We start from the raw sequence: 17,728 nt of genomic DNA on the forward strand, positions 1-17,728 counted from the left end.
TAAACGTATGCGAAAAGGAATATAACATGCTAAACAAACAACAACTGGTTTCCGCAACAACCGCTTTACCGGGAAATGCGAACCCAATCCAAATCACTGAGCGCCATTTCGTTAATCAAACGGATCTACTTGATCCGCCTACGGGTTCTCAACAAGAAGTTCTGCTCGGTATGGGGTGTTTCTGGGGAGCTGAACGTCTGTTCTGGCAATTAAAGGGCGTTGTCTCTACCTCAGTTGGTTACGCAGGTGGATACACAGTAAACCCAACCTATGAACAAGTATGCTCAGGACAAACAGGCCATACTGAAGTGGTTCGTGTTGTTTTTGATAGCGAGCAAACCTCATTAGCAACGTTGCTTGAAACCTTCTGGGAAAGTCACGATCCCACTCAAGGTATGCGCCAAGGTAATGATTTAGGCACTCAATATCGCTCCGCTATCTACACCTTCAGTGAGCAACAACAATTGGTTGCTGAACAATCTAAGCAGGAATACCAACGAGCGGTCACTGAATCATTAGGCAACGAGATCACGACGGAAGTTCTGCCAGCAGGAAAGTATTTTTTTGCGGAGACGTACCACCAGCAGTATCTAGCAAAAAATCCTAATGGCTACTGTGGGTTGGGCGGAACCGGTGTGTGCTTCCCTCCACAATAAACGGTGCTAGGCCGTAAACGAAATCCATTAAAAAAGGGCTTTTATTAAGAAGCCCTTTTTCATTGTTCTCTATTTCGCATGAGACAAATCGATAAGTGTCAGTTACACCGGCAGCGCAGCAATCGTGCCGTTAACTTCTTTAAAAATGGTGAGCTTTTGTTTGTCTGAAACTTCAGGAAGAAGCACTTTGCCTTGGTCGAAGCGAAACTCTCCGATACCTTCAATAGCAAACTGGCCTTTGAACAGGACTTTAACGAAACGCGCCACTTGGTGTGGACGGTAAGTAGAAAATTTTCTTAACATAATACAACCTCAATTCCATTTGAGTACTACAGTTACCTGCCTGAACATCGCCTTGTTCAAAGCACATATAATCGCTAAATCCTTTAGCAAACAGCAAGATAATCTATTTTTCATCTCGATATTGATGCATTATACCTTTTGATAACAAGCCTGCAACTTATTTCTACATCGTACGATAAAAAAGTTAAAGAGGCATTTTTCAAATTTCATATTATACTTCCAGTGCAAACCAATAAGCGGAACAAAAATATAATGAAAAACAAAACTCTACTGGCTTTTTTAGCCGCAGCCTCTCCACTCTTCGCCAATGCTCACAACCTATCTGTAGGTGAAACTCTGCCTGCTGTCGATGTTAGCAACTATGGTGAAATCGTACTAAACGACGGAAATACCGGATATCAAGCTTGGGCAACCAACAATCTCCTAGGTAAAGTTCGTGTCGTTCAAGCTATCGCTGGCCGTAGCAGCTCTAAAGAGCTCAACGCACCACTGATGGCAGCCATTACAGCATCTAAATTCTCAGAAGACAGCTACCAAACCACTACCATCATCAACCAAGATGATGCTATCTGGGGTACAGGTTCTTTTGTGAAATCGTCTGCCGAAAGCAGTAAAGAAGAATTTCCATGGTCTTCGATGGTGTTAGATGAAGACGGAGCCGTCGCGTCATCATGGGCTTTAGCAGAAGAAAGCTCAGCGATTATCGTTCAAGACAAACAAGGTAAAATATTGTTTGTCAAAGAAGGTGCTCTCAACGAATCAGAAGTCACGCAAGTTATTGAATTGATTAAAGCGAGCCTTTAATCAGATAATCGCGTCTTTTTCGAGACCTGACCAAAGGATATTGTTATATTATAACAGTATCCTTTTTTAATTCTGTGGTTAATCATACTCATGTGGCAAAACACACCTAACAATGTGAAACGCAAAACAGGCTTCTTGCTTGGGCTGATGCTCATGTTAAGCGTGTTAGCGGCAACACATATGGTGGATATTGACCCCGATCACCACACTTCGCATCACTGTGAGCTGTTTTCGATAAATCAGTTCATTACTGCGCACTCACTGCCACAGGTTCCAGAGTTCCATTCCGAATTTATTGCCACGATTACAGAGTCAGTAATTTCGTTACAGCGCCTGTATTTCGCTTATTTAGCACGTTCACCTCCTGTAAATATCGCTTAATTACCACTACTTTTTAATTAACCTTTATTCAGGAAAAAAACATGAAACCTACTATTTTAGCCGTTGTTATCGGCATGACTGTCTCAACGAATGTTCTAGCTAACGAAGAATTCCGCTCTCACGAAGCACACGTGCACGGTAAAGTTGAAGTGAACATCGCTCAAGATGGGCAAGAGCTGCTTGTTGAAGTAACAGCTCCCGGCGCTGATGTGGTTGGCTTTGAACATGCTCCAGAAACTGCCGAGCAAAAGAAAGTGTTTGAACAAGCTATCGCGCAACTGAACAAGCCAGAAGAACTATTTGGTTTCAACAATGCAAGCTGTACTCTGAAGTTCAAGTCAGTGACGAACACCCTAGAAGACAATCATGATGACCATGAAGGCCATGACCACGCTGAAGGCGAACATGACGACCACGAAGGTCATGACCACGCTGAGCACGATCATGACGACCACAAAGACCATGACCATGCTGAACATGATCATGACGATCACAAAGACCATGACCACGCCGAACACGATCATGACGACCACAAAGGCCATGACCACGCGGAACACGATCATGACGACCACGAAGGCCATGACCATGCTGAACACGGTCATGATGACCACGAAGGCCATGACCATTCAGAAGGTGGCCACGGTGAATTCACGGTTGAGTATCACTACCAATGTTCAGACATTGCGAAACTCGATACGGTGAGCACTCAATGGTTCTCTAAGTTCAGCAACACAAAATCAATGACGGTGAACCTGCTAACTGACAGCGCTCAAATTCAAGAAGTGCTTAACGCAGATCGTATTAGTTTTCGATTCTAATCAGTATTAGATTGAATTAAACGTAGATAAGCAGCCAAGTAAGTATTCACTTACTTGGCTGTACAAATCGGTGTGCTCTGGGAATTTATTATTCGAATAACTGTCCAGTAGATACACCGCTTTAATTATTGGAGCTAATATGTCTTCTGACAGTTCATCACTTGTCGTCAAACTCGAAAATATCAGCTTTCGTTGGAAGCCTGAGCTATCCCCAACTCTAGAGATCCCTTCACTGCACATCCAAACCCAAGAGCACCTTTTCATTAAAGGTCCCAGTGGTTGCGGGAAATCGACATTATTAGGGCTGCTGACCGGAATTAACCAAGCAGATCAAGGTGAAGTCTCTATCTTAGGCCAAGACCTCACTCAGCTGACACCTCGTCAAAGAGACAAATTCAGAGCCGATCATATTGGTTATATATTCCAACAATTTAACCTGCTTCCTTACCTGTCTGTGATCGACAACGTGACGCTTCCTTGTCAGTTCTCAACAATTCGCAAGCAGCAAGTCACTGAAAGTAAGAGCAGCCTGCAAGCCACCGCCCAAGATTTATTGTTACGCCTAAAACTGCCTCAAGCTCTAATGGATAAGCCCGTTACGGAGTTGAGTATTGGCCAACAACAACGTGTTGCGGCAGCTCGTGCCTTAATCGGCCAACCAAAGATCATCATTGCTGATGAACCGACATCCGCTTTGGATCACGACAACCGAGAAGCTTTTATCGAACTGTTGCTAGAGCAAGCCAACCAAGCGGGTTCTACTCTGATCTTTGTTAGTCATGATCCCACACTAGAAAAGCTGTTCACTCGAACCATAGATTTAAAAACCGTTAACCAAGCTAAGGTTGTCGTATGAAAGTAATTACTCACTTAGCCTTAAAAAGCGTACTCAACCGTAAAGCCACCGCTATTCTGACCATTCTCACAGTAGCAGTGTCCGTCATTCTCTTGCTCGGTGTTGAACGCGTTAGAACCGAAGCTAAGAGCAGCTTTGCTAATACGATTTCAGGTACTGACCTTATCGTCGGTGGCCGCTCTGGTCAGGTAAACCTGCTGCTTTATTCCGTATTTCGAATCGGTAATGCGACCAACAACATCGACTGGAAAAGCTATCAAGAATTTAGCCAGCACAACGCTGTAAAGTGGGCGATCCCAATCTCATTGGGTGATTCACATAAAGGCTTCCGCGTAATGGGCACAAACCATAGCTACTTTGAAAACTATCGCTATGGAAGTAAGCAACCACTTACTTTCCAAGAAGGAAAAGAATTCAATCAACTATTTGATGTAGTGATTGGTGCCGATGTCGCGAAGAAGTTAGATTACAAGATTGGTGATCACATCATTCTGGCGCACGGTATCAGTGATGTTGCCTTCAGTCGCCACGACAATCTGCCCTTCACAATTGTAGGTATACTCGCGCCAACCGGAACACCGGTAGATAAAACCGTGCATGTTTCGTTAGAGGCCATTGAAGCGATTCACGTTGGCTGGGAATCGGGTGCCAACTTAGGTCACACGCCGGATGCTGAAACGCTCAAGACCTACGATTTCCAACCTAAACAGATTACTGCGATGATGGTGGGGCTTAACTCGAAAATCCAAACCTTCGCACTGCAACGAGAAATCAATAACTACCGCCAAGAGCCGTTGAGCGCCATTATGCCGGGCATTGCTCTGCATGAATTGTGGGGAATGATGGCCGTCGCAGAACAAGCGCTATTAATTGTGTCAGGGTTTGTTGTAATCGCGGGACTTTTAGGGATGCTGAGTAGTCTACTCACTAGCTTGCAAGAAAGACGTCGAGAGATGGCCATTTTGCGTGCGATGGGCGCAAGGCCTCGCCATGTATTTGGTTTGCTAATTAGTGAAGCCAGTGCACTGACCTTCCTAGGTATCACACTGGGTGTTGCCGTGTTGTTTGCCCTGATCGCAGTAGTTGCTCCTATTGTGCAACAAAGTTATGGTATCAACATATCGATATCCGCAATCACACCTCATGAGTGGAAACTGCTTATGTTGGTGCAAGTTGCCGGAATCATTATCGGCTTTATTCCCGCTTTCAGGGCTTACCGTCAGTCATTGTCTGATGGCATGACTATTCGAATCTAAAATAGGAACCTACGATGCAACGCAAATTCCTACTGATACTTGGGTTACTTATGTTCCCATTTATCAGCACAGCTCACGCTGACACCACTCAGACTGACGAATCGGTATTAACACTCGATTGGATTGACTTAATTCCGGAGTCTGAGCGAGCACAACTAGACTCATTTGGCATGCCGATGGTTAACCACGACAGTATGGACAAACCTCAACAATCGACACTTGGCGCTGTTCGTCCGGAGTTGAATGGCAGCACAGTTAAGATCCCAGGCTTTGTGATTCCATTAGAAGGCGATGAGAACATGATCACTGAGTTTCTGTTGGTGCCGTACTTTGGCGCATGTATCCACGTGCCACCACCGCCACCGAACCAAATCATCTATGTGAAGTTCCCTAAAGGTGCACCGATCCAGCAGTTATGGGATGTGATCTATTTAGTCGGTACGCTGAAAACGGAATCAATAAGCCACGAATTAGCTCAGACAGGTTACCTGATTGAAGGTACTGCAATAGAAGAATATGACGACATGTAGTCATTAGAAGGGTGGCTCAAGGATGAGCTGCCGTCACTGAACAAAAGATATTATTCAATAACAGTTTTATAACGATATTGTTTGACTAGATTACGCGATGTAATTAGACAAATAAGCTAGCACAGCTACATAAGTAGCGAGTAATAACCCTATACTAAGCTGTTTCTTCAGCTTGTTATCATTGACTTGATTCATAACTCCTCCTTGAGAATTACAACAAATTTAACATTTTATTATCATTATAAAAAGTAAAATTTTGTTGAAGTCTTCAACTCTGCACGCAAAATCTAGCCACCAATACGATAAAGAGTTACATTTTAGACAGTTATACCAATCACAGTAAGTAAGTGTTCAGAAGTAGCGTAGGAAAAAAGCGTGAGAACAAGGCGGCTCTTTTCGATAAGTAGTTATTCTACAATCAAAAATGCTAACGCAATTATCGAGCGTTTTAACAAGCTAGGGCGAGCAATTAATTACTACGATTGGTATTGAGTCGTCTCCTAACGGTACTCTTATGTCAGAAACCAAACAGCCAGTGATCATTGAGCATGCTAGCGATACACAGCACAAGCATGAGAAAAAGCCTCATATTGCCGACAGCACAAGCAGAATGCTGCACATCGCACAAAGCTTCGGCTTAGATTCCTTAATCAGTCATAGTGCAAAACCAAGCGATAAAGCAGAGAATACGCTTATCGAGCGGGCGCTATTACGAGAGAAGAAACGTAAAGAACTGCGTCAAAAGAATCTAGAACAGATTCTGAAATTGGCGCACTCTTCATGTAAGGATGAAGCGGCTGGAGATCCTGATCAGGACTGGTTATATCGCTTTTTCGATATGGCACAAGAGATCCACAATACATCGATGCAGAGACTATGGGCTCAGGTATTAAAAAGAGAAGTCACCAACCCAGGTTCAACGTCGATGAAGGCGCTGCAGATCTTGCAAGACATGACACCAAAAGAAGCACTCACCCTACAAAGAGCAGCGTCACTTGGCTGTAGTTTTGGTAGTGATAGCAGCAGAAAGCTATTACTTGGTTTTAAATCTCATGCTGGAATATTCAGCTTCGGCAAAAGAGACACCACCAACACCATCAACCTTGGTGGGCACAACCTGCCCTACTCTAGCCTGCTCCATTTGATTGAGCTCGGTATCATTCTAGGCACTGAATTAGAGTCTGGTGAGATTGATTTCGACCCAGCGTTACACCTGACTTATCAAGGTAAGAGCATGTCACTGGCGCCTATATCAAAAGGGGTCAAGCTGGTTTACTACCGATTCAGTCCAACAGGCAATGAGCTGTGTACCTTACTTGGCAACAAACCCAACATGCAGTATTACGACCAACTGATTGCTCTATTGAGTCAGAAATTTACGGTACAAACAGAAGTGAAAAGCAGTGTGAACTACACCGTCTAGTAATAGACGGTGTAAGAAATAGATGATGTACACAGTAAAGAATATTGAGAAGAGTAAAGAGAATCTAGAGGATAGGTTTCTTGTCTCGGTAAACCAAGGCTGCTCTATTTATCCATCATGAATAAGCAGATAAACAGGCGAGTAGCCTTAGTCATACCAACGATCTCAATTGGCTAAAATATTACGCTTCTCTAAAGCATCAATACACAATTCGACCAGTTCATCGAGTGTCTTCTCACCCGCAGGTAGATCTATCTCAGGGTTCTGAGGCGCTTCGTACACTGAGCTAATGCCAGTAAAATTCGGGATTTCTCCAGCGCGCGCTTTCTTATACAAACCTTTAGGATCGCGCTGTTCGCAAACCTCAAGTGGCGTATTAACAAACACCTCTAGAAACTCACCTTCAGGCAATAAATCACGCACCAACTGTCTCTCCGCTTGATGTGGAGAAATAAACGCAGACAATACGATCAAACCCGCATCCGCCATCAATTTAGCAAGTTCACCAATACGACGAATATTCTCTCGACGGTCTTGCTCAGAGAAACCAAGATCGCTACATAATCCGTGACGAACATTATCGCCATCCAATAAGTAAGTATGGTAACCAAGCTGTGCCAAGCGGTTTTCTAATGCTCCAGCGACTGTTGACTTCCCAGAACCAGATAATCCCGTGAACCAGAGCACGGCTGGCTTTTGTGATTTCAGATTAGAGCGGAATGCTTTATCAATCGAGTGTTGATGCCACACAACATTCTCATCTTTTGGTTTGAGTACTGCGGTCATAATTAGTCCTTTAAATAAACAGCATTAAAATGGGAAAAAGTAAGGAATTAGGGTCAGCACCAAGCCCGAATAGACAATCGAGATTGGGATGCCGATGCGTAGATAATCGGTGAGATGATAATTACCTACGCTATAAACAAGTAAATTGGTTTGGTAGCCGTATGGCGAAATAAAGCTGGCGCTGGCACCAAACAGAACCGCCATAATGAATGGCATAGGGTCAACGCCATAGCCGATAGCCATGCTGTAGCCAATTGGGAACGAGAGTGCTGCAGCCGCATTATTGGTCACCAACTCAGTCAGAACCAAGGTCATAAAGTAGGTCGCGACTAACGCACCGAACACGCCCCAGCCATTAAAGGCTTCCATAAACATCAGCCCCATACGCTCAGATAAACCCGATGAAATCATCAGTTGAGCAATAGAAAGTGCAGAGCCAACGATCACCACAATATCAACCGGAAAACGGCGACGAAGCTCACCTAGTTGCACCACGCCAAAGGCCACTAGCAACAGTAAGAAACCAGCCAGCCCTTTGATAATCGGCACAACTTCAGCAAGGGCTAAACCAATCACACTAGCAAAACCGAGCAATACAAACGTCGATTTATCCGCATCAAGCTTGGCACTCGAGTCCAAGTCATTCATCAACACAAACTCTTTGTTGTGTTGCTGGCGCTGCTCTTCAAAACGCTTACCAGGAACCAAAATCAAGGTATCCCCAGCGGTTAGTGTGATGTTTCCAAGGCCACCTTCGAGGCGTTCATGACCTCGACGAATAGCAACCACAACCGCATCGAAGCGATCTCTAAACTGGCTGGTTTTCAGGGTTTTATTACAGAAGCTTGCAGACGAACTCACTACTACTTCAACAAAGCTCTGGCCGTTAAGGTGATGCTGGCCAAACAAAGTCAGTCCTTGGATTTCTTGCAGTGTCGCAACACTCTCGACATCACCACAAAACAGCAGTCGATCACGAGCTTGCAGTATGAAGTCTGGGTCTATAGATGCCGTTGTTTTGCCGTCTCGAATCACTTCGGCTAAGAACAGTTTTCTCAGAGCTCTAAGATTATTCTCGCTTACGCTACGACCAACTAACGGTGAGCCGGGTTCCACTCTTGCTTCTAGAAAGTAAGGTAAATCATCTTGGGAACCATCATCGTAGCTTGGTAGGAAGTAACTCAGCGGAATAAGGATCAACACACCACCGACTAAGACCGCTAAACCGATCAACGTTGGTGTGAAAAAGTTTAAGCTCGGCAATCCGGCATCTTCAACAAAGCTATTAATGATCAAGTTGGTTGAGGTGCCGATCAATGTCAGCGTTCCACCTAAAATGGCAGCGTATGACAGAGGGATAAGTAACTTAGATGGCGCGTGTTGTTGATTGCGTTTGATCGCTCCGATCAAAGAGACAACCACCGCCGTGTTATTGGTAAAAGAAGAAAGTAACGCTGTGGAAATACCCAACTTCGCAACCACGGTGCCTAGCCTACCTTCAGAGATATTGCGGCTAACCCAGCTGATTAAGCGAGTTTTCTCCAACGCACTTGATGCGAGGATCAGAAGAATTAAAGTCAGTAACGAGGAGTTAGTGAAGTTATTAGCCAAGCTCGACAAATCGATCATGCCAGCCATAAAAGCAATAAACGCCGCGCCAGCAAAGATAAAGCTTGGCTTAATACGGGTAATGAGCAGGCAAGTAATGATGCCGAGCAAAATCGCTAATACAAATCCTTGTTGCCACATATACCCGTCCTTTATGGCGGAAACGATGGGTTCCCGCCTGATTCAATAAGCTGTTACTTAGTCATTTATGACTTCAGTAATTGGCTTAGATCTTTGGCATCCCAATGAGGGAAGTGCTTGCGTACCAATGCGTTGAACTCAAGTTCAAATGCAGAGAAGTTACCGACTTGCTGTTCAACAGAGTCCAAACGGTCTCGAATCAAACCAGCACCAACCGTCACGTTGGTTAGACGGTCGATAACGATGAAACCACCGGTATCCGCACTCTCACGGTATTTATCCAATGCGACAGTCTCGTTCAATGACCATTCACACAAGCCAATACCATTTAGTGGTAACTCATCAACAGCGTGGGTCGACAGGTTGTTGATGTCATATTGGTGACGAACCGTTTCAACCTGACCGACGGTTTTCTTGCCTGCGATTTTGATGTCGTAAGCTTTACCCGGTTGCAGTGGTTGTTCTGTCATCCACACGATATCTGCCAATACATGGTTGGTGGATTCAATTTGCGCATTTTCCAACACAATCAAATCGCCACGACTGATATCGATCTCATCTTCAAGAGTCAGCGTTACCGCCAAGCCCGCTTGCGCTGATTCAAGTTCACCATCAAAGGTCACAATGCTTGCCACCTTAGAGGTTTTACCTGAAGGCAACGCCTTGATTTCATCACCCACGCTGACACGACCTGAAGCCACTGTGCCGGCAAAGCCTCGGAAATCTAGGTTAGGACGATTGACGTACTGCACTGGGAATCGGAATTCACCCGCAGAGCGTTTTTGGTCAATGTCGACGTTCTCTAGTACTTCCAATAGAGATGGGCCTTCGAACCATGCAAGCTCTTTACTTGGTGCAGCAACGTTAATGCCTTCAAGTGCCGAAACGGGCAAGATCTGAATGTTGGTCTCACCCTCTAAGTTTTCTGCAAACTCTAGATACTGATCGCGAATCTCCTCAAAACGATCTTGCGAGTACTCGACGAGATCCATTTTGTTGACTGCGACGATGAAATGCTTCAAACCAAGTAGGTTAGAAATAAACGAGTGACGACGTGTTTGATCCAGTACACCCTTGCGAGCATCAATCAGGATCACAGCCAGATCACACGTTGAAGCGCCTGTTGCCATGTTACGTGTGTACTGCTCATGCCCTGGGGTATCAGCAATAATGAATTTACGCTTTTGCGTCGAGAAGTAGCGGTAAGCCACGTCGATCGTGATGCCTTGCTCACGCTCAGCCTGCAAGCCATCAACAAGCAGTGCCAAATCAGGTTTCTCACCCGTCGTACCCACTCGTTGGCTATCCGAGTGAACCGCTGCTAGCTGATCTTCATAAATCTGTTTTGTATCATGGAGCAAGCGACCGATTAACGTACTTTTACCATCGTCTACCGAGCCACAAGTTAAAAATCTAAGCATAGATTTATGCTGATGCTGACTTAGATAACCTTCAATCCCTAGTTCAGCCAATTCGGCTTCTACTGCACTATTCATTTTTCTTTCCTTAGATTCTTAGAAATAACCTTGGCGCTTTTTCAGCTCCATTGAGCCCGACTGATCATGGTCAATCGCTCGGCCTTGACGCTCACTAGACGTTGCCACCAGCATCTCTTCAATAATGCCTGTTAGCGTGTTCGCCTCAGATTCAACGGCTCCGGTCAGTGGGTAACAACCCAAAGTACGGAAGCGAACGCTTTTCTCTTCAATCACTTCACCTTCTTGCAGCTCCATACGGTCATCATCAACCATGATCAACATGCCATCACGCTCAACCACAGGACGCTTGTCTGAAAGGTAAAGTGGAACAATATCGATGCTCTCTAGGTAGATGTATTGCCAGATATCGAGCTCAGTCCAGTTAGATAGCGGGAATACACGAATGCTTTCGCCTTTATTAACCTGGCCGTTATAGGTATGCCAAAGTTCAGGGCGCTGGTTTTTTGGATCCCACGTGTGGTTCTTGTCGCGGAAAGAATAAACACGCTCTTTCGCTCGAGATTTTTCTTCATCACGACGCGCGCCACCAAAAGCGGCATCGAACCCGTACTTGTTTAACGCCTGCTTAAGGCCTTGAGTTTTCATGATGTCAGTGTGCTTAGAAGAACCATGTACGAACGGGCTACACCCCATCTCAATACCTTCTGGGTTCTTATGTACTAAAAGGTCGAAGCCGTACTTCTTAGCCGTACGATCACGAAACTCAATCATCTCGCGGAATTTCCAATCCGTATCAACATGCAATAGTGGGAATGGAATCTTGCCTGGATAAAACGCTTTGCGAGCTAAATGAAGCATCACAGAAGAATCTTTACCGATGGAGTACATCATCACTGGGTTATCAAACTCAGCAGCAACTTCACGGATAATATGAATACTTTCCGCTTCAAGCTGTTTTAGGTGGGTTAAACGTTCTTGGTCCATTTCAGTGCTTCCTTTAAGGCTCGCAGTACGAGCAATTCATTACTTGGTCTTGCCAAGCAAGGGATTTAACTCATCCACTTGAGTGAATGGGAGTATTGGCACTAGAAGAAAACAGAAGCTTCGTTTTGAGCTATCCTTGCTATTCATCTGCCTGATACGTCCTTGATATAGGCATTATGACGAGCCTCTCATATTACTGGAAATTCTAAAATTTCATTTTTTATTCGAAAAGCTGATAAGGGATGGGATTCATCGATAAATAGGTGAAATGAATGGACTAATACTATCGATGTGATTTGTACATTGATTGAGCAGGTTTGGGAGGCGTCTTGCAGAACACCATAAAGTAATCGATCTAAGTCACGAATTAACATTCGTTGTAATCATTGTTTCATTCGGTTTTGTTACATTACGCAACGAATTTTCTACTATCCACTTTGGAGCTACAAAATGAAAGTTGCAATGAAACCTTTGTCATTGGCTGTACTTGCGGGTCTTGGTTTGACTCTAGCAGGCTGCACAACAACACCAGATACCGATGAAGTGATTAAATTACGTGTCGTAGAAACGACGGATATCCATACCAACCTAATGGATTACGACTACTACAAAGACAAGCCATCGAAAAAAATCGGCTTAGCACGTACTGCAACTCTAGTAAAAGAAGCTCAAAGCGAAGTAACCAACAGCGTATTAGTTGATAACGGTGACTTGCTGCAAGGTAGCCCAATGGGTGACTACATGGCAGACAAAGGCATCGAAGCTGGCGAAGTTCACCCTGCATATAAAGCAATGAATCAACTGAGCTACGACGCTGCAAACCTAGGTAACCACGAGTTCAACTACGGTCTTGAGTTCCTAGAAGAGTCAATCAACGACGCTGATTTCCCATACATCAGTGCCAACGTTTACGACGCAGAAACCAAAGAACACTACTTCACGCCTTACATCATCAAGACTCACACGTTTGAAGATACAGCAGGCGTAAAGCATGAAGTAAAAGTCGGCTACATCGGTTTTGTTCCACCACAAATCATGACGTGGGATAAGAAGAACCTAGAAGGCAAAGTGATCGCTCGTGACATCATTGAGACAGCTAACGAATTAGTGCCTCAAATGAAAGCGGAAGGCGCAGAGGTTATCGTTGCTATCCCTCACTCAGGCGTATCAACTGACCCGTACAAAAATGGCGAAGAGAACTCAACGTTCTACCTATCTGAAGTAGACGGCATTGATGCAATCGCATTTGGCCACTCTCACGCAGTGTTCCCAGGTAAAGGTTTTGATGACATCCAAGGCATCGACAACGAAACGGGCACAATGAACGGCGTTGCGGCAGTAATGCCAGGTCGTTGGGGTAGCCACGTTGGTGTTATGGATCTAACACTTGCACAAAAAGACGGTAAGTGGGAAGTCGTTAAAGGCCAATCAGAAGCGCGCCCTATCTACGACAAGATCGAGAAGAAATCGCTTGCTGCAGCTGATGAAGGCATCGTAACAGCGCTAGAAAAAGACCACGCAGGTACTCGTGAGTTTGTTAACCAACCGATTGGTAAAGCAGACGACGTGATGTACAGCTTCCTATCTCTAGTGCAAGACGATCCAACAGTACAGATTGTTAACCTTGCGCAGAAAGATTACGTTGAACAGTTCATCCAAGGCGACCCAGACCTAGATGGTACGCCAGTACTTTCTGCTGCTGCACCATTTAAAGCCGGTGGTCGTAAGAATGACCCAGCGAACTTCACTGAAGTTGAATCTGGTCAACTGACATTCCGTAACGCAGCTGACTTGTACCTTTACCCGAACACGCTAGTTGCGATGAAGGTAACAGGTAACGAAGTAAAAGAGTGGCTTGAGTGTTCTGCTGGTCAGTTCAACCAAGTGGATGTTAACTCAACAGCACCACAACAGTTGATCGAGTGGGATAACTTCCGCACTTACAACTTCGATGTTATCGATGGTGTTGATTACCAAATCGACGTAACTCAACCTGCGAAATACGATGCAAACTGTAAAGTCGTTAACCCTGACTCACAACGTATTGTTGGCCTAACTTACCAAGGTAAGCCAATCGACATGAAACAAGACTTCCTGATCGCAACCAACAACTACCGTGCGTACAGTGCTAAGTTCCCAGGTACTGGTGAAGACTTCATCGCATTTGATGCTCCAGATGAGAACCGTACTGTTCTTGCGAACTACATCTCTCGCGTAAGCAAAGAGCAAGGTCAAGTTAGCCCAACAGCTGATAACAACTGGTCATTTGCGCCAATCAAAACGGATAACAAACTAGATATCCGCTTTGAAACATCTCCAAGCGACAAAGCGGCAGAGTTCATCAAAGAAAAGGGTCAATACCCGATGAAACACGTTGCGACTGACGATGTTGGTTTTGCTGTTTACCAGATTGACCTAACTAAATAGATTACCCAGTAATCCATAGTTAGCATTCTGAAAGGCTGAGTTTAACGACTCAGCCTTTTTCTTTTGTTATTCAGAAATCGACTCCACCGCCCTACTTTTCTTACCGTAAACGCCCGCTAATTCAACACCCAAACAGCACGACTCAAACCGTCAATCGATTTAAGCCCCTACAAAAAAACACTAATCCGCTGTAAGTTTTTCTCTGCTCCTCCTGTCTATTTAATTTACTACACTCAATGAATGGCCAATAAGCCATTCATCTATAGGATAGATAAGGACATTTGATGGGCACCGTCGAGAGCATTCAAGCATGGTTAAATACAGGAGAGGAATCGCTGCTATGGCTGATGCTTGGCATCATCGCGCTTTCTTACCTGCTTGAAGATCTGGCGATTGTTACAGCGGCAGGCTTAGCCACTCAAGGACTCATGCTTCCTCAATATGCGTTGCTTGCCATTTTCATCGGCATTGCCACGGGTGACCTCGGTCTCTATTACCTAGGTAAATCCGGACGTTATTTCCGAGGCGTTCGTTACAAAGCCCTCACCAACCGATACTTTCGTGCGCTTCGCACTAAATTACGTCAAAACGCTTTCAGCAGTCTTTTTGTCATCCGCTTTATTCCCGGGCTTCGTACCGTTGGTTTTACCTTAAGTGGCTTTTTCGCCATCCCACTGCCTACTTTCTTGTTTGCCGTTATTAGTGCCACAGCGCTCTGGACTGGCATTGTCTTCTCTGCCATCTACTATTTAGGGACATCAGCGTGGCTGCAAGCCTCTGAATATCAATGGATCATCATCCCATGTGCCATCGCTTTGCTGTTTATCGGCAATCGATTAATGAATAGAACCTACTCTAGAGGATTATCATGAGTTCACCGCAAGATATTCGCATCATTCCAGCACATCAAATCAATGCAGGTATGCCCTTGCTTGAAAAAGATACCGTGCGCAGTGTATCTCCTTATGAGTTTCTTCCAACTTGGTTTTTCTACACGCCAGTGGTGATTCAAAGCCTGATGCAAGGGTTACGGCACTTTGACTGGGCGCTGCCGCTCATCGCCAACCCGAGCATCAAGTTAAGCGGCATGGTAGGCGAATCAAAACACGAAATACTGAGCCTTGCCGGATCATCGAGTCAGCGCTGGATCTCTCCGTTTATCACCCTAACCAAAACGGATCTTAGCAGTAAGAAACAAGCTGAAGATGCGCGCAGTGCACTCATACAATCGGATCTCGATTTCCCGATTGTGGCTAAACCGGATCTTGGCTGTCGAGGTGTTGGCGTTAAGCTGATCAACACACAAGATCAACTTGAACAGTATGTTGAATCCTTCCCAAATAATGCTCGATTTCTATTGCAAGAAAAGGCGCCTTATCAAGCCGAAGCGGGTGTTTTCTACGTTCGTTACCCAAACAAAAAGCAAGGCGAGATCATCTCGATCACACTCAAGTATGCGCCAATGGTGGTGGGTGATGGCAGTTCGACACTCAAGCAGTTAATTGAAAATAGCCCTCGTGCAGGGCAGCTTAGTCACCTGTATCTGCCAAGACATCAAGATAAATTGGATCAAGTGCTCGCAGAGGGCGAAGAGTTTCAACTCGCATTCGCAGGTAGTCATAGTCGTGGCTGTATCTTCCGAGACGGCAACCAATACATCACTCAAGCTTTAACCGAACGCTTAGACGAGATATTCGACGACTTCGATGGCTTTCACTTTGGTCGACTCGACGTCAAATTCAAAGACATGCATAGCCTAATGAAAGGTGAGGATTTCACTATCCTTGAGGTCAATGGCGCCAGCAGTGAGGCTGGGCATATCTGGGATCGCAACACGCCATTGCGAGAGATATTTTCTACGCTACTTCTGCAATACCGCATTCTTTTTGATATTGGCGCTCAGCAAAAACAGCGAGGCCACCAGCCTCCTTCCTTTAAGAGCCTGTTTAACGCGTGGCAAGAAGAGCGACGTCTTGTTCAACAATATCCGACCACCGATTAACTTTGTACGAGGATCATGAATGAACCCCATAGCCCAACCGAGCGCCCTCACTTCTTTCTCTCCTAGTATCAAGGGAGCGGTAGAGATATTGAATCAGGGTTTAGAGTTTTTGTTAGCGATATCTGACAGCGACTATCTGACACGAGCAAAGCCGCACGTCACAAGTTCTATTGGTGAGCATACTCGTCACACTCTCGATCTTTTTCACGCTCTGATTTTAAAAGAGAATGCGACCGTTGATTACAACACTCGTCGCCGTGGTCATCCCGTCGAATTCGACAGGTCGATTGCGTTGAAAGAGATCCATTACGTGATCAACTGGCTTGAACGATTAGACCGTCGAGATCTCGAAGCGCCTATCATGATCCAAACCGAAGTTTCAATGGATACACAAGTGTTCGCCAGCCTGCCTTCTACGTTAGAAAGAGAGGTTACCTTTGCTGCTCTGCATGCCAATCATCACTATGCGATGATCAAGGTGATCACGACCTTTCTTGATGTCGAAACATGCAACACCTTTGGTTACGCCCCAACCACCAGCAGCTATCTGAGGGAGCAATAATCATGTGTTCAGTATCTTGGCTGCTTGAAGACAATGGCTATCAGGTCTTTTTTAATCGTGATGAACAAAAGACACGGGCACTGGCGATGCCACCTAAACAATATCGAGTTAACGGTGTCGATATCATCATGCCACTCGACCCAACTGGTGGTGGTAGCTGGATCAGTATCAATGAGTTCGGGCTTTCGTTATGCCTACTCAATAACTATCAAGGCATCGTACCTGATGGACTTTTGGTCAGCCGTGGTTTGTTACTCAAGAACCTATCATCGAGTCGTAATATCAGTCAGCTCTCTGAAGCTTTTCATAAGCTCGACCTGCACTCTTTTGCCCCATTTACCTTGCTGGCTTTCGCGCCAAACTTAACTCAACACCATGGTTTGGTTATCGCCTATATGTGGGATGGCATCCAACAAAAAATAGTCGAAACCGATTCTCCGCTCTTCTCATCCGGTGTTGATTTAGAGCGAGTGCAAGCCTACCGACAAGCAAAATACGATCAGCTTATGGCAACAGGTAAGAATCAACAGAACTTACTTCAGTTTCACTCTCACCATCACAGCGAACAGCCTCATTTAGCGACCTGTATGCATCGTGAAGACGCGCACACCGTGAGCTTTACGCATTTACGTAATCTACACGGCCAAGCCTCTATGTTTTACGCACCCGGCTCGCCTTGTGAACCCATTAAACCATGCCAGATAAATCAACAGCGTTTTACCTTCGATTTATCACCAGCAATCAATCTATAG

At 45.1% G+C, this 17,728-nt stretch carries 18 protein-coding genes; 13 read left to right on the forward strand and 5 right to left on the reverse strand.

Features of this window, described 5'->3' with window-relative positions; genetic code table 11:
* Nucleotides 1-26: 26 nt before the first annotated feature.
* Complete coding sequence (msrA, locus tag QUF19_RS15180) at nt 27-656, forward strand: peptide-methionine (S)-S-oxide reductase MsrA (protein ID WP_102438127.1); 630 nt, start codon at nt 27-29, stop codon at nt 654-656.
* A 102-nt stretch (nt 657-758) separates the two neighbouring features.
* Here msrA and QUF19_RS15185 read toward each other — a convergent pair whose 3' ends face one another.
* The gene (locus QUF19_RS15185; RefSeq protein WP_004735283.1) at nt 759-959 is read right to left on the reverse strand and encodes a DUF1107 family protein; all 201 of its coding nucleotides are present in this window, start codon (nt 957-959) and stop codon (nt 759-761) included.
* Nucleotides 960-1,211: 252 nt separating this feature from the next.
* Here QUF19_RS15185 and QUF19_RS15190 point away from each other — a divergent pair, with 252 nt between their 5' ends.
* From QUF19_RS15190 to QUF19_RS15220, 7 genes are all read left to right on the forward strand, one after another.
* A complete protein-coding gene (locus QUF19_RS15190; protein WP_286294810.1) occupies nt 1,212-1,763 on the forward strand; it encodes a YtfJ family protein in 552 nt (183 codons plus the stop codon).
* Nucleotides 1,764-1,853: 90 nt separating this feature from the next.
* Nucleotides 1,854-2,144, forward strand: a complete 291-nt coding sequence (locus tag QUF19_RS15195; RefSeq protein ID WP_286294811.1) for a DUF2607 family protein — start codon at nt 1,854-1,856, stop codon at nt 2,142-2,144.
* Nucleotides 2,145-2,185: 41 nt separating this feature from the next.
* The gene (gene zrgA, locus QUF19_RS15200) at nt 2,186-2,962 is read left to right on the forward strand and encodes a zinc uptake protein ZrgA (protein ID WP_286294812.1); all 777 of its coding nucleotides are present in this window, start codon (nt 2,186-2,188) and stop codon (nt 2,960-2,962) included.
* 139 nt (nt 2,963-3,101) lie between these two features.
* Nucleotides 3,102-3,818, forward strand: coding sequence for an ABC transporter ATP-binding protein (locus QUF19_RS15205; RefSeq protein WP_065207463.1), 717 nt, complete (start codon nt 3,102-3,104; stop codon nt 3,816-3,818).
* The gene (locus QUF19_RS15210; protein ID WP_286294816.1) at nt 3,815-5,074 is read left to right on the forward strand and encodes an ABC transporter permease; all 1,260 of its coding nucleotides are present in this window, start codon (nt 3,815-3,817) and stop codon (nt 5,072-5,074) included. The genes QUF19_RS15205 and QUF19_RS15210 overlap by 4 nt, the downstream gene beginning before the upstream one ends.
* Before the next feature lie 14 nt (nt 5,075-5,088).
* A complete protein-coding gene (locus QUF19_RS15215) occupies nt 5,089-5,604 on the forward strand; it encodes a DUF3299 domain-containing protein (protein ID WP_286294817.1) in 516 nt (171 codons plus the stop codon).
* 514 nt (nt 5,605-6,118) lie between these two features.
* Nucleotides 6,119-7,027 carry a TIGR03899 family protein gene (locus QUF19_RS15220; RefSeq protein WP_286294818.1) on the forward strand — a complete coding sequence of 303 codons (909 nt, stop codon included), beginning with the start codon at nt 6,119-6,121 and terminating at the stop codon, nt 7,025-7,027.
* 165 nt (nt 7,028-7,192) lie between these two features.
* Here QUF19_RS15220 and cysC read toward each other — a convergent pair whose 3' ends face one another.
* The 4 genes from cysC to cysD all read right to left on the reverse strand — a co-directional run bounded on the left by cysC (nt 7,193) and on the right by cysD (nt 11,985).
* On the reverse strand, nt 7,193-7,813 hold the full coding sequence (cysC, locus tag QUF19_RS15225) for an adenylyl-sulfate kinase (RefSeq protein WP_017107743.1): 621 nt from the start codon (nt 7,811-7,813) through the stop codon (nt 7,193-7,195).
* A 24-nt stretch (nt 7,814-7,837) separates the two neighbouring features.
* Nucleotides 7,838-9,562, reverse strand: a complete 1,725-nt coding sequence (locus QUF19_RS15230; protein ID WP_286294820.1) for an SLC13 family permease — start codon at nt 9,560-9,562, stop codon at nt 7,838-7,840.
* A 65-nt stretch (nt 9,563-9,627) separates the two neighbouring features.
* The gene (gene cysN, locus QUF19_RS15235) at nt 9,628-11,058 is read right to left on the reverse strand and encodes a sulfate adenylyltransferase subunit CysN (protein WP_004735272.1); all 1,431 of its coding nucleotides are present in this window, start codon (nt 11,056-11,058) and stop codon (nt 9,628-9,630) included.
* 18 nt (nt 11,059-11,076) lie between these two features.
* Complete coding sequence (gene cysD / locus QUF19_RS15240; protein WP_004735271.1) at nt 11,077-11,985, reverse strand: sulfate adenylyltransferase subunit CysD; 909 nt, start codon at nt 11,983-11,985, stop codon at nt 11,077-11,079.
* Between the two features lie 450 nt (nt 11,986-12,435).
* Here cysD and QUF19_RS15245 point away from each other — a divergent pair, with 450 nt between their 5' ends.
* The 5 genes from QUF19_RS15245 (at nt 12,436) to QUF19_RS15265 (ending at nt 17,728) form a co-directional block, all read left to right on the forward strand.
* Entirely contained in the window at nt 12,436-14,412 is a 1,977-nt protein-coding gene (locus tag QUF19_RS15245; protein ID WP_286294823.1) for a bifunctional 2',3'-cyclic-nucleotide 2'-phosphodiesterase/3'-nucleotidase, read from the forward strand.
* 284 nt (nt 14,413-14,696) lie between these two features.
* Nucleotides 14,697-15,284 carry a DedA family protein gene (locus tag QUF19_RS15250; RefSeq protein WP_286294824.1) on the forward strand — a complete coding sequence of 196 codons (588 nt, stop codon included), beginning with the start codon at nt 14,697-14,699 and terminating at the stop codon, nt 15,282-15,284.
* A complete protein-coding gene (locus tag QUF19_RS15255) occupies nt 15,281-16,414 on the forward strand; it encodes an ATP-grasp domain-containing protein (RefSeq protein WP_286294825.1) in 1,134 nt (377 codons plus the stop codon). Before QUF19_RS15250 ends, QUF19_RS15255 begins: the two co-directional genes overlap by 4 nt.
* A 19-nt stretch (nt 16,415-16,433) precedes the next feature.
* On the forward strand, nt 16,434-16,976 hold the full coding sequence (locus QUF19_RS15260) for a DinB family protein (protein ID WP_017078811.1): 543 nt from the start codon (nt 16,434-16,436) through the stop codon (nt 16,974-16,976).
* Nucleotides 16,977-16,978: 2 nt separating this feature from the next.
* The gene (locus QUF19_RS15265) at nt 16,979-17,728 is read left to right on the forward strand and encodes an NRDE family protein (RefSeq protein ID WP_102340810.1); all 750 of its coding nucleotides are present in this window, start codon (nt 16,979-16,981) and stop codon (nt 17,726-17,728) included.

It is taken from the genome of Vibrio sp. FE10 (assembly GCF_030297155.1).
Lineage (GTDB): Bacteria > Pseudomonadota > Gammaproteobacteria > Enterobacterales > Vibrionaceae > Vibrio > Vibrio apostichopi.